Genomic DNA, 12,051 nt, shown 5'->3' on the forward strand with positions numbered 1-12,051 from the left:
AAAGCTGATTAATTAAAATACCTTGCCATATTGAAGGTCATTAACGTTGCTCTTTATAATGAATGTCGCTTACTTGACGTAAATTATTTGCCGCTTGTTCTGGTGTTAAGTCTCTTTGCGATTCTGCTAACATTTCATACCCCACCATATATTTACGTACAGTGGCTGAACGTAATAATGGCGGATAATAAAGTGCATGTAATTGCCAATGATCGGTATTTCTACCGTCTTTAAAAGATGGCGCAAAATGCCACCCCATTGAATAAGGGAAAGAGCAATGAAATAAATTGTCATAACGGCTGGTTAACTTTTTCATTGCAATAGCCAGATCATCGCGCTGTGTGCTATTTAACTCACTCATTCGACGAATATGCGTTTTAGGTAATAACATTGTTTCATAAGGCCAAGCAGCCCAATAAGGCACTATTGCCAGCCAATGTTCAGTTTCAACAACGGTTCGACTTGTGTCTTTACATTCAGCGTCAACATAATCAATTAATAAATTACGTCCGTATTTTTCAAAATACGCTTTTAAATGTGTATCTTTTTTTGCTAATTCATTAGGTAAGAAGTCACTCGCCCAAATTTGCCCATGAGGATGCGGTTGGGAACATCCCATTGTTTCACCTTTATTCTCGAACACTTGAACCCAAAGGTACTCTTTACTGAGCTCTTCTATCTGGTTATCCCAAGTATCGACAATTTTACGTAAGCTACTTAAAGGCAATTCAGGTATTGTTTTTCCATGATCGGGAGAAAAACAGATAACGCGACTAATTCCTCTTACGGCTTGAGTTTGAAATAAAGGATTTAATGAAGGATCAACATCATATTCATCTTGTAATAACGCAGAGTGATCGTTATTAAAGACATATGTTCCGGTGTAATCTGGGTTTTTATCACCAGAAACACGCGTATTATTTGGGCACAAATAACAATGTGGATCATAAGAGGGAAGAGTCGCAATCTGAGGTTTTTCATCTTTACCATTCCAAGGTCGTTTCGCTCTATGAGGTGAAACCAAAATCCACTGATCAGTGAGTGGATTATAGCGACGATGAGGATGTTCAACAGGATCAAAAATCAGTTTTGACATAACCTTCTCTCTTATTTATTCAAGATTATCTAAATACTGTAAATCTTATTTCAGATAACCATTTGGGTTTTGTGACTGCCAACGCCAAGCATCAGCGGCCATATCATCAATTGAACGAATGGCTTTCCAATGCAAATCTTTCTCTGCTTTTGCGGGGCTTGACCAACATTCAGCGATATCACCAGGGCGGCGAGCCTGTAGTTGATAAGGGATCGGTTTACCACTGGCTTTACGAAATGCTTCAATCATTTCAATCACGCTCGTGCCGTTACCCGTTCCTAAATTATAAATATGTAGACCTGCTTTTTTACCTAATGCATTTAACGCAGCGATATGGCCATCCGCCAGATCCATAACATGAATGTAATCACGAACGCCTGTACCGTCTTTTGTTGGGTAATCATTACCAAACACAGCAACGTGCTCACGACGACCAATAGCGACTTGAGAAATATATGGCGTTAAATTGTTTGGAATACCTTTAGGATCTTCTCCCATCGTGCCTGATGGATGGGCACCAACAGGATTAAAGTAGCGCAGTAAACTAATCGACCAGCTTTCATCAGCAACATATAAATCAGATAAAATACGTTCAACCATATATTTACTGGTGCCATAAGGATTGGTTGTACCACCAACAGGTGAGTCTTCACTAATAGGTACAGATTGAGGGTCTCCATAAACCGTCGCTGACGAGCTAAAAATAATACTTTTAACACCAGCATCTCGCATACAGCGCACTAACACCAATGTACCATTAACATTGTTGTCATAATATTCAATCGGCTTTTGAACAGATTCACCTACTGCTTTCAATCCCGCAAAATGAATAACAGATTGAATTGTATGTTTAGCAAAAATTGATGCTAATAATTGATCATTACGAATATCACCGTTGTAGAACAATGGGCGTTTACCAGTTAATGCTTCAACGCGGTTAAGCACTTCTTCATTCGCATTACTAAGGTTATCTAAAATAATTGGGGTCATACCAGCTTCGATCATTTGAACGCAAGTATGACTACCAATATATCCCATACCACCTGTCACTAATATTTCCACATTCACCTCTTTTGATTCAATTCAACGGAAAAGAGCAAGTCGGTTTCTGTTCACTGACACAGAGTTTAGCAAGATCAACAAAATAATTTCGTGATCAAACCGACATTTAGTGTAAACGTTTACACTCTTTTCGTGCTCACTAATATTTTATAAAAACCTTAATTTAGAATTGTATTACAGTAAGTTAATAAAACATGTAATACGCCCCATCTCTTTGCCACTAAAAAAACACCCACTCAAAGTAAACGATTACATCCTAATTAATCAGTTAATTACATGATAAAACTGACATTCAACACGTTTTATCATACCTTATTAAGTTCATTGCTAATATGTTTAAGCGGAGTAAGGATCCCCTTAATAAATACTTACAGTTCATAAGGTGCTTTAATTGAATAGATACAATTTTTTATAAGTACTTTATTGTATAAATACTCTAAATAATTCAAATCACAGCTAGGCGACAAGTAAATGAGTCGCTAGGAGCATACATTAGTATGTGACTAGTGCGAATAAACGTAGCTGTGGTTTGAAGTATGACGAGTATTAAATGGAGAACATAATGAAACCGACTGTCTTGCTCTACCAAAGCCTTCCCGAAACACTGTACAAAAAATTGTCTAGTTTTGCTGATATCAAACAATTTGACACGCTCTCTTTAGACTCGAATGATTTTTGTTCAGCACTTGCCAATGCTTCTGGATTACTAGGCGCTGGAGGCAATATTGATAAAAACTTTATAGACCACGCTCCTCATTTAAAAGCTGTTTCAACAGTTTCGGTTGGCTATGATAATGTCGATGTTAATGCACTCACTAAGCGTAATATAAAGCTAATGCACACGCCGACTGTATTAACAGACACCGTTGCTGACACTATGATGGCATTAGTGCTTGCTGTATCAAGACGTATCCCAGAACTTGCAGATAATATTAAACAAGGCTTATGGGTTAAAGGTATCACACCTGATTGGTACGGTACTGATGTTCATCATAAAACCATGGGTATTCTTGGTATGGGCCGAATTGGCAAAGCATTAGCACAACGCGCCTATTTTGGTTTTAATATGAATATTCTTTATCACTCACGGACAGAATATACTGATGTAAATGACCGTTTTGATGCTAAGTATTGTGATTTAGATACGCTACTACAGCAATCTGATTTTGTGTGTATCACCTTACCATTAACACCAGAAACACATCATTTAATAAGCAAAAATCAGTTTTCAATGATGAAGCCCGACGCTTATTTAATTAATGCAGGTAGAGGGGCTGTCGTTGATGAAAAAGCATTAATTAATGCGCTAGAACAAAAAGATATTGCAGGTGCTGGACTTGATGTTTTTGAAACAGAGCCACTGTCGCCGTCATCACCTTTATTGAGCATGAAAAATGTAGTTGCCGTCCCACATATTGGATCTGCGACAAAAGAAACTCGCTACGCAATGGCTGAATGCGCGGTAGATAATCTGATTGCGGCATTGAGTGATAACGTAAAAGAAAATTGCGTTAATTTCTAAAGTAGTAAATAGATCTTTTTGAGGAACAAAAAAAGGTAATGGAAATCAACCATTACCTTTTTATTCTATTTTTAATTTAGGCAGGATCTACGTGTGCCATCACACTTAATATCTGCTTATTTTGTAAAACATTATTGCGAGCACTGACGACAATCTCATGGCTTTCACTAACAGTGAGCTCCCCTTTTATTTCAAGATGTACATCTACCAATAAATAATCACCTGAACGGCGGGTTTTTAAATCATGCACACCTTGCACACCTGGAGTTGTAATCAGCTTCTGTTTAATTTCTTCCAAGGTTTCTTCGTCTGCCCCTCTGTCCATTAAATCTTGCAAGGCTTGATAAGTAAAACGCCATCCCATACGGCCAACAAATAAACCTACAATTAATGCTGCAAGAGGATCGAAGAACTTAAATCCAGCAAGACTACCAAGAATACCAATAGCAACAACTAGTGAAGAGGCGGCATCTGAGCGCGCATGCCATGCATTTGCAACTAGCATATTAGAATCCACTCTTTTAGCGACACCAAGCATGTAACGAAAGAGCCCTTCTTTAGCTGCTAATGCCAATAAAGCAACATACAATGCAACGCGATGAACTTCAGGAATAGTTGAAGGATCTAAAACTTTATGAATTGCAGAAACCACCATACCTAAACCGACAATTAATAAAATAGTTCCAAGGATAAGTGAAGCTGCGTTTTCATAACGCAGATGACCATAAGGGTGATCTGCATCAGGTTGTTTCTGACTGCCTTTATTAGCAATTAAAACAACAAAATCAGCAATAAGATCAGAAAGTGAGTGAATACCATCCGCAATTAAGCCTTGAGAGTGTGAGAAAAAGCCTACGGTAATTTGCCAAATGGATAAGAAAATATTAACAAAAACGCTCACTAGCGTGCTTTTTTTAGCTGCTTTAAACTTTTCAGACTGCGTATTACTAGTCCGATCCAACTCAATATCATCAATGTGATTATGTGTCATAATAATAATCTTATTTGGTTTTAAATAGCCTACTCTATTTATAATAGCCAAATAGAGTTCCATAGGTTATTTCAGGTTCCATAACTCATTGGTGAGGATAAAGGACGACTCTGAATAACAATCCAGTTTAGGGACTAAGATTGCTGTCCAGACATCATATTGAGATGTCATTACCTATTAATATGCCATATTTAATTCTTTATGTCTCTTATTTTTACTAATAAAATCTTATAGATACAGAACAATAATATAATTGATAATCATTCTTTTATGCATTTTCTCTTTGAGTCCAAAGTAAAGAATTTTTATTTTTAATACGATATTATTAATTGCTTTTCTGTCAATAAGTTAAGGTGTATAACTTATTTTAATTATATTTTTAAGATTATTTCAGCCATTATTTACTTTTCTATGATTTATAATGTAAAGCAGTAAATAATCGTTCTCACTCTTATTTAAAACACAGATCACAGCTATTTTTCACTATTATGTAATAATAGTAAATATTTTAAACTAACGCTAAGTGAGGTTTGTAATGTATAAGAAAATCCTAGTTCCTATTGATATTTTAGAAGATGAACTTTCTCAGGAACTGATCGCTCACATTGAACAAATTGCAAAGGTGGGTAAACCTGAGATCCACTTCCTCACCGTTATTCCTAACGCCGAACTTTTTTTTGGTATTGAATTTGCGGCTATTCCTGAAAAATTCAAAGATTCATCAGAGCGTACTCGTCTTGCTTTTGTCGCATTACAAGAAATGATCAAAGACGCTAAAATTCCTGATGAACAAATTATATGTAATGTGGGTGTTGGTAATGCAAAAGATGAAATTTTAGAATATGCTCGCCACATTGATGCTGATTTAATTGCAATTGCTTCACATCGACCTAATGTTTCATCCTATTTATTAGGTTCAACAGCATCATCTATTGTACGTCATGCAAAAATGTCAGTTTTAGTTATCCGTTAATCTTTAACTTCAATAATAACAAAGCCCTTTGTTTCAACAACAAAGGGCTTTTTAGTAAACTAAGGTCGTCCTAAATAAGGTTATCTGTTATTTTTTAACTGAATCTTGGACAGTATCAGCAGCAGACCAAACACGGTATTTCACATCAACGTCTTTTGGTGCATAAATAACAATAGGTAATTTGCTGTTATAACGGATGAAGGCATCAGAGCCCATATTGGCCTGAACAAAAGCATCTTTTTTCGTATTATCCGCACAACCCATCATAGTAGACATTGGGCCATTTAAATCACCAACAACATAATAGCTATAACCCCAACCTTCTAAATTCTTTTCATCTAGTTCAGCACCAAACCACTGATGATTACAATCTACTTTTAGCTCTTTACCAACGATTAACTCAACTTGGTAATTACCTTCATTATCTTTTTGTTCTAACTCGATAACATGACGAACTTGATTTTCTTGAGCTTTAGGATAAGGCGCAACTTTATCTAAACTGTCGGTAGCTTGAGCACATGCAGATAAAGACATTGCTGCAACTAAAGATAATATTACTTTGTTCATCACTTTCTCCATTTTTACAGCGAACACTTCGCTGTTAATAAAATTAGTCAGATATTTTTATTACTCATTATCTGAATACTAATATTTTTAGTGCTTGAATGCTAACATCTTAGTAAATATCACTATGAGAGGATAATTCTGAATGTTTTAAAAAGAAAAATCATGTTTTTTTATGAAATGTAAATTTGTGATACATCACCATGCAGATATCCAATCTATGATTATACTGAAATAGAGACCCAATTTCTTTTCATAGGAGGTTATATGTTCTCAAATCAACAAGCCCTTGTTTCTCAACTAAGAAACAGTGATCCTCGCTTTCAGGCTCTCTACGATAAACATCATCGACTCAATCAAGAAATTGCAAAATTAGAAGGCCCTAATGGAGCAGGCTATAATGATGAAGTGGTCAAACTAAAAAAAGAAAAACTTCATCTCAAAGATGAAATGCAAAAAATACTTCAACGAAGTGAAAAATAATGATCTTTTTAAAGCGATGATTAATGTCATCGCTTTTTATGATTAAAAACAAAGATATCACCCCATAAAGATGCATAATTAATGTATCTTTTGTTTTTTAGGGGTTCAACATGTCATCAATTCACGGTCATGAAGTTTTACAAATGATCCTTTCTTCAGACATTGCTTTTACCAAAGCGTCACTTATTGATGCTATTCATCAGAAATTTGGCAATGACTCTCGATTTCATACTTGTTCAGCTGAAAATATGACAGCAACTGAATTAGTTGATTTCTTAGAAAAGAAAGGGAAATTTATTCCTGCTGAAGGTGGCTTTACGACAAGTGAAAATAAAATTTGTCGTCATTGATAAATATACTGTTTAAAATTCGATTGCCAGTGATTTCCTTTTCTAATTAATGTGCTTTTAACTTTAAAAAATAAAAGACCATTATTTCTGGCAATCGTAAGGACTTTATTTATTGAACTTTAATCTTCATCTGTTTGTAACCAAGAATCATCTTCCCAAACACTTTGAATAAGTTCCATAATGTGTTCGTGTTTAGTTTCATCTTTTATGCCTGTAACTTGAATTGAGTTCATGCTACTGAAGGCGATACGAAACTGCATATCTGGGTATTCTGGAATGATCTTTTTTCTTAATTCGTGTTCTAAAAGCGGAAATAATGAGTCGGCTATCTTAGATTGTTTATTAAATAAAATTTCCACACGCATTGGTTTCACCATTTAAAGGCAAATAAACTGTATATAAATACAGTATTATATTCTAGAAAAAAAGAAAAGACTTTTTACTAAATTTTTTTCATCGTTGTTCATTAAATAATTTTTTAGCGTCTCTATAGGCTTAATGATAAGATGCATAACAAATGCAACATATTACTAAGAGAGAAGGATATGTCAGGAAAAAGAATTTCTCGTGAAAAAGAAACTATTCAAAAAATGGTTTCTCTTTATGCAAAATCACACCCTGAGACCGACTCAGATTATTATCAAAAATTAATAGATTACGCCTACAACCGATTAGATAAATGTCGCTATGGTGAAGATAAACCCGCCTGTAAACAGTGTCCCATCCATTGTTACCAACCTATAAAAAGAGAAACCATGAAACAAATCATGCGTTGGGCTGGTCCACGGATGCTGATTTATCATCCAATTTTGGCAATACGTCATCTTATTGATGATAAAAAACCGGTACCTCCGCTTCCTGAAAAAAAGCGTACTATTCGTTCAACTGAAAAATGAAGTCAGATTTCTTCAATCGATATAAAACATGTTCCGCTAAAGGGTGGGTTTTATCTAATGCGGGATGAAAGAAGTTATCAGATTGATGCATACCTAATTTTTGCATCACACCTTGAGATGGAAGGTTTGAAACTGCGGTAAAAGCGACAACTTCATCGAGTTCCAACGTTTCAAAAGCAAATCTAAATACAGCTAATGCGGCCTCATAAGTATAGCCCTTACGCCAATGCTTTTGTCCTATGCGCCAGCCAATTTCTACACAGGGACTAAAAGGTAAAGAGGCTACTGGAATATTTAACCCAACAAAGCCAATAAATTCTTGGTTTTCTTTTAATTCAACCGCCCACATTCCCCATCCCTTTTGTTGAATAAATTTTTCACGGATAGTCTCAACCATTTTATCACTTTCTAGTTGAGATAAAATGCGTGGAAAGTAGCGCATTACTTCAGATGAGGAGTTAATTTCACAAAAAAATGGCGCTTTATCGCTTTCACGCCATTCTCGTAAGTGTAGTCTAGGAGTCTCTAAATTCATCGTTATTCTCTATTTATACAAAACTAAGGTAATATCGATAAAATAGGACAAGCAAAAAATAATGAAAAGAAAAAAACTTATTTTTTATTTTCTTTTAGTTGGTTTTCTACAGGTGCCGTTACTTTATCTTTATTTACATTAGCACTTTCTTTGATTGAAACCACTCGTTGTTGAGCAACTGATTTAGCTTGATGTTCCACTTGCTCTGATTGCCCTGTAAAAATACCACCACGCTTAATAGACATACTTCCACAACGACTCGTGCCACGTAACTCCCCATGCTCTAAAATATCTAAGTTGTTTGCAGCGCAAATGCCTTTAACAAAACCATCAATAATAATATCAGGAGCCGTTAATTCACCTTCAACTTGTCCTGCATGCATAACACGAATAACACCATCTTTGACATTAATATTTCCCGATACTTTACCCCAAATTTGGATATCGCCATCGACATTAATGTCACCTTGAAATACCGTTCCTTTCGCAATAATAGTGTACAGTTTCTGCTCTGGCATCGGTTTTTTCTCTTCTGTTATGACTGGCGTAACAGGATCTGCTACTTTTGGTGTTTCAGTTTTACGACTAAACATAGCGGTTTTTTTTAACCTCAAAGTCATGGAATAAATAATAATGCTAAAAATTAGGATTAAGATAATTAAAAACTCTCCTGCCATTTGAGAACGCCAAAAGGCAATTAATGCAAGAGTCCAAATTATCCATATCCCACTAAATATAATATTTCGCAGTGTCCGCTTATTCTCCATAATTAGCTATACCCTACCTCCCTGACAATAAATACACTTATGCATTCACTATTTTAATAAATTTATGCCAAGCATAATGCCAGTAATAAGACTATTATTACCTTTTACTTTATTGATTTGCTCCTTAAAATAAATTGCATTAAATAGAATAAAACTATAAAGCTATTTATTTAAATAACCCAACCTTAATGTAATCAACTTGTAAAAACCTCAGTTTTTTAGATAAATATTTTTTAATGCAAATTAACATTACATGTACATACTTATCTTTTTATTTGGGAATTTTATTTAAAAATTTTTAAACTTAACGGCTCTACATTATTTATTTCTCCTAAAATTCTGAGACTACAGTCGCATAAATAAAAAATAATGAGAGAAAAAACTGCTTCTTCTTCATAAAGAACAAACAAATTTTTCATTTTATAGAAACCTATAAAAACACAAGTTATAATCACCCTAGGTTATTTAAATTGAGTGAAATTAAATTAGTTAAATTTTAGTATTAAATTTTCTTACACACAAATTTCTCAATAAACCAAAATAACATCAACAAACTGATATCAAATAAATCACAATTAAAAAATAAAGAGTATAGTTACATTTTAAATGTATTTACTGTTCTTTACACTGTAAAGTGGAAACAATAAACCCAACTGATTGTTATACAATTAAATTTAATAATAAAAAAACAAAGTGTAAAATATTTATTACACAAATATACTTAGTATCCTTTATTACTACTGATAAAATCTTTCCTTTTTTTAATTTTCTTTTGCAATTCATTAATAACATCTTAAAATTGACAAACTTACTTATCTTAAATCAGCAATAGAAATGCAATGTCTAATATCTAAAAAAAAACCACATCAAATTAAAGAAAACATTCTTCTTTTTACTTTTAATAGCGTTTTAATAATAAAGAAGTGTTTTTATAAATACTATTATTTTATTTTTATAAAAATACAATGATACTTATATAATGATTTTTTGGGCGAAAAATGAATACCATACCATGTGATAATAAAAACCAATATGATTGCTTAATTCAAAAGAAATCTTATTTTTATCCACAATACCAAATACTAGAAAATGAGCAAAAAGCACTCTTTATCATACGAAAAAATGCACTTATTTTACAAAACTGCACAGATACAGTAACGGTTAATCAAGATCAGGTTATTTTTTTACAGCAAGGTAATTACACAATAAAAACACCCGCTACAGAGCCAACAGAGATTATTTACATACCTCTCTCTGATGATTTTTTAAGAGATTTCATATCAAAATACAATGATATTCTAAGTCGAATAGAAAGAGATCAGGATTTTTCGAGCGCATTTATCTGTTTTCAAAATTCGCCTCTTATACAATTTTGTAGCAATGGTTTTGAGTATATAACTATTCACTCTTGCCCTGAGACATTTACACAGTTACGAATTGAAGAACTTTTAATCCTTCTGCTTTCAACAGAACAAGGCTCAGACTTAATGGCATTATTGCGCCAACTCAGTCATCGCCAAATCGATCGTTTAAAACTATTTATGGAAAAAAATCACTTAAAAAATTGGAAGCTCAAACAATTTGCTCGTGAATTTGGTATGGGGTTAACAACATTTAAAGAGCTTTTTAACCATGTTTATGGAACTTCACCAAGAACATGGATCTGCGAAAGAAGGATCATTTATGCACATCAGTTACTACTTACCACAGAGATGAGTATCGTTGATATCTCAATGGAATCAGGTTTTTCAAGTCAATCTTACTTTACACAAAGCTACCATCGTCGTTTCAATATGACACCGAGCAAAGCGAGAAACCTTAGATTAAAATTATAAAAAATCTGGTCGATTATCATAATATAAAAAAACCATTCATCGTTAGAATGCTTAGAATTTATTCTTATGAGTGAGTTGTATATCGTGATAAAAGAAAATAGATGCCCTACCCAACCTCATTATTATGGCTACTTAGCGTTACTAAAAAAAATGATGGTTAGCAATGATAAAAAAACTGTAGATAGGCTATTTAACCTACAGTTTTCTTTGCATACCAATAGAAGCAATGTTAATGAGCAACAGATAAAAATATTATCTCGCGTACTATGCCGTGAAAATTTAGATAGCTTATTACAATCTACTTGGTTTTTACGGAAAAAACATTGCCTTATCGCTATTACTAAAGAGGATATTCGTAACATCATTGAGATTTCCCATTCTTTTCATACACCGCAGTCATATTCTACTTTTACAGTAATGGATTGGGATCAGTCATTAAAAGCAACCGTTAATATCAATGAGCATATGCGCTTAATTCAAGCCATTATAAAACCACTTTTTGTTTGGTGGGTTCAACATATTACACCTCAATTATTCACCCTTTATGAAACAAAAAAAGAACTTGAGTTTCAAATTATGCAGTGTGAAAACATTAAGTCATTTGCAGAAAAACAACTATCAAATACAAAAGACTCTTTTTTATCTTTAGATGATATCAATATTAAACTTAGTACAGATAATGTTAGATTGATTGTTATTGATGATTTATTACAAAAAAGCATTCAGTCACTCTTAGAACATTGGGAAACCGAACCTGCTTTTAATATTGAGATCACAAATACACTAGATTATATACGGGAAGTGACACCGAGTTCTGAATTATTAAAACCTTTATGGAAAATTTTGAATAGTATCCCAGAGTATCCTGAAAATTGTCAGAAACTAAAAGATTGGTTATTAGAAAGGGATCTTTGCTTAAAGAATGATCTATTCTTATGGAAATAAATAAAAACCAGCTCTTCTTTTAACGGAAAAAA

14 protein-coding genes are annotated in these 12,051 nt (G+C 33.7%); 7 read left to right on the top strand and 7 right to left on the bottom strand.

The annotated features are described in order from the left end of the window. Nucleotides 1-40: 40 nt before the first annotated feature. Together ABN080_RS09795 and galE are read right to left on the bottom strand one after the other, a co-directional pair. Nucleotides 41-1,096, bottom strand: a complete 1,056-nt coding sequence (locus ABN080_RS09795; protein ID WP_349440920.1) for a UDP-glucose--hexose-1-phosphate uridylyltransferase — start codon at nucleotides 1,094-1,096, stop codon at nucleotides 41-43. Between the two features lie 45 nt (nucleotides 1,097-1,141). Beyond that, entirely contained in the window at nucleotides 1,142-2,158 is a 1,017-nt protein-coding gene (galE, locus tag ABN080_RS09800; RefSeq protein WP_072069206.1) for a UDP-glucose 4-epimerase GalE, read from the bottom strand. Nucleotides 2,159-2,720: 562 nt separating this feature from the next. Between galE and ghrB the strand changes: the two genes are divergently transcribed. Next, nucleotides 2,721-3,680 (top strand): glyoxylate/hydroxypyruvate reductase GhrB, encoded by a 960-nt coding sequence (ghrB, locus tag ABN080_RS09805; protein WP_196554910.1) that lies wholly within the window; start codon nucleotides 2,721-2,723, stop codon nucleotides 3,678-3,680. 76 nt (nucleotides 3,681-3,756) lie between these two features. On the opposite strand, the gene ABN080_RS09810 is transcribed toward ghrB, so the two are convergent. Next, nucleotides 3,757-4,671, bottom strand: coding sequence for a cation diffusion facilitator family transporter (locus ABN080_RS09810; RefSeq protein ID WP_196554911.1), 915 nt, complete (start codon nucleotides 4,669-4,671; stop codon nucleotides 3,757-3,759). A 535-nt stretch (nucleotides 4,672-5,206) separates the two neighbouring features. On the opposite strand from ABN080_RS09810, the gene ABN080_RS09815 reads away from it, so the two are divergent. After that, nucleotides 5,207-5,644 carry a universal stress protein gene (locus ABN080_RS09815; RefSeq protein ID WP_023581562.1) on the top strand — a complete coding sequence of 146 codons (438 nt, stop codon included), beginning with the start codon at nucleotides 5,207-5,209 and terminating at the stop codon, nucleotides 5,642-5,644. An 87-nt stretch (nucleotides 5,645-5,731) separates the two neighbouring features. On the opposite strand, the gene eco is transcribed toward ABN080_RS09815, so the two are convergent. After that, a complete protein-coding gene (eco, locus tag ABN080_RS09820; RefSeq protein ID WP_082151793.1) occupies nucleotides 5,732-6,223 on the bottom strand; it encodes a serine protease inhibitor ecotin in 492 nt (163 codons plus the stop codon). A 252-nt stretch (nucleotides 6,224-6,475) separates the two neighbouring features. On the opposite strand from eco, the gene ABN080_RS09825 reads away from it, so the two are divergent. After that, entirely contained in the window at nucleotides 6,476-6,691 is a 216-nt protein-coding gene (locus tag ABN080_RS09825) for a DUF465 domain-containing protein (protein ID WP_115350639.1), read from the top strand. 110 nt (nucleotides 6,692-6,801) lie between these two features. Beyond that, on the top strand, nucleotides 6,802-7,041 hold the full coding sequence (locus tag ABN080_RS09830; RefSeq protein ID WP_072069209.1) for a YecH family metal-binding protein: 240 nt from the start codon (nucleotides 6,802-6,804) through the stop codon (nucleotides 7,039-7,041). A gap of 119 nt (nucleotides 7,042-7,160) precedes the next feature. Here the strand turns inward: ABN080_RS09830 and ABN080_RS09835 are convergent, their stop codons facing one another. Continuing rightward, complete coding sequence (locus ABN080_RS09835) at nucleotides 7,161-7,406, bottom strand: DinI-like family protein (RefSeq protein ID WP_349440921.1); 246 nt, start codon at nucleotides 7,404-7,406, stop codon at nucleotides 7,161-7,163. Between the two features lie 180 nt (nucleotides 7,407-7,586). Here ABN080_RS09835 and ABN080_RS09840 point away from each other — a divergent pair, with 180 nt between their 5' ends. Next, on the top strand, nucleotides 7,587-7,937 hold the full coding sequence (locus tag ABN080_RS09840; protein WP_115350641.1) for a nitrous oxide-stimulated promoter family protein: 351 nt from the start codon (nucleotides 7,587-7,589) through the stop codon (nucleotides 7,935-7,937). Here ABN080_RS09840 and ABN080_RS09845 read toward each other — a convergent pair. Both ABN080_RS09845 and ABN080_RS09850 read right to left on the bottom strand, forming a co-directional pair. Next, nucleotides 7,915-8,472, bottom strand: a complete 558-nt coding sequence (locus tag ABN080_RS09845) for a GNAT family N-acetyltransferase (RefSeq protein ID WP_349440922.1) — start codon at nucleotides 8,470-8,472, stop codon at nucleotides 7,915-7,917. The two genes, ABN080_RS09840 and ABN080_RS09845, sit on opposite strands and share 23 nt — an antisense overlap. A 77-nt stretch (nucleotides 8,473-8,549) precedes the next feature. Then, on the bottom strand, nucleotides 8,550-9,065 hold the full coding sequence (locus ABN080_RS09850) for a bactofilin family protein (protein WP_231619269.1): 516 nt from the start codon (nucleotides 9,063-9,065) through the stop codon (nucleotides 8,550-8,552). A gap of 1,172 nt (nucleotides 9,066-10,237) precedes the next feature. Here ABN080_RS09850 and ABN080_RS09855 point away from each other — a divergent pair. Next, complete coding sequence (locus ABN080_RS09855) at nucleotides 10,238-11,074, top strand: helix-turn-helix transcriptional regulator (protein ID WP_164526531.1); 837 nt, start codon at nucleotides 10,238-10,240, stop codon at nucleotides 11,072-11,074. A gap of 84 nt (nucleotides 11,075-11,158) precedes the next feature. Continuing rightward, complete coding sequence (locus tag ABN080_RS09860) at nucleotides 11,159-12,019, top strand: T3SS regulon anti-activator ExsD domain-containing protein (RefSeq protein ID WP_349440923.1); 861 nt, start codon at nucleotides 11,159-11,161, stop codon at nucleotides 12,017-12,019. Nucleotides 12,020-12,051: the final 32 nt, after the last annotated feature.

The sequence above is a fragment of the Proteus sp. fly-1089 genome (assembly GCF_040138965.1).
Taxonomy (GTDB): domain Bacteria; phylum Pseudomonadota; class Gammaproteobacteria; order Enterobacterales; family Enterobacteriaceae; genus Proteus; species Proteus vulgaris_B.

Excerpts from the sequence above, each read along its gene's own strand:
- ABN080_RS09795 (WP_349440920.1), bottom strand. The coding sequence starts at position 1,096 with ATGTCAAAACTGATTTTTGATCCTGTTGAACATCCTCATCGTCGCTAT.
- ghrB (WP_196554910.1), top strand. The coding sequence starts at position 2,721 with ATGAAACCGACTGTCTTGCTCTACCAAAGCCTTCCCGAAACACTGTAC.
- ABN080_RS09810 (WP_196554911.1), bottom strand. The coding sequence starts at position 4,671 with ATGACACATAATCACATTGATGATATTGAGTTGGATCGGACTAGTAAT.
- ABN080_RS09815 (WP_023581562.1), top strand. The coding sequence starts at position 5,207 with ATGTATAAGAAAATCCTAGTTCCTATTGATATTTTAGAAGATGAACTT.
- eco (WP_082151793.1), bottom strand. The coding sequence starts at position 6,223 with ATGGAGAAAGTGATGAACAAAGTAATATTATCTTTAGTTGCAGCAATG.
- ABN080_RS09825 (WP_115350639.1), top strand. The coding sequence starts at position 6,476 with ATGTTCTCAAATCAACAAGCCCTTGTTTCTCAACTAAGAAACAGTGAT.
- ABN080_RS09830 (WP_072069209.1), top strand. The coding sequence starts at position 6,802 with ATGTCATCAATTCACGGTCATGAAGTTTTACAAATGATCCTTTCTTCA.
- ABN080_RS09835 (WP_349440921.1), bottom strand. The coding sequence starts at position 7,406 with ATGCGTGTGGAAATTTTATTTAATAAACAATCTAAGATAGCCGACTCA.
- ABN080_RS09840 (WP_115350641.1), top strand. The coding sequence starts at position 7,587 with ATGTCAGGAAAAAGAATTTCTCGTGAAAAAGAAACTATTCAAAAAATG.
- ABN080_RS09845 (WP_349440922.1), bottom strand. The coding sequence starts at position 8,472 with ATGAATTTAGAGACTCCTAGACTACACTTACGAGAATGGCGTGAAAGC.
- ABN080_RS09850 (WP_231619269.1), bottom strand. The coding sequence starts at position 9,065 with ATGTTTAGTCGTAAAACTGAAACACCAAAAGTAGCAGATCCTGTTACG.
- ABN080_RS09855 (WP_164526531.1), top strand. The coding sequence starts at position 10,238 with ATGAATACCATACCATGTGATAATAAAAACCAATATGATTGCTTAATT.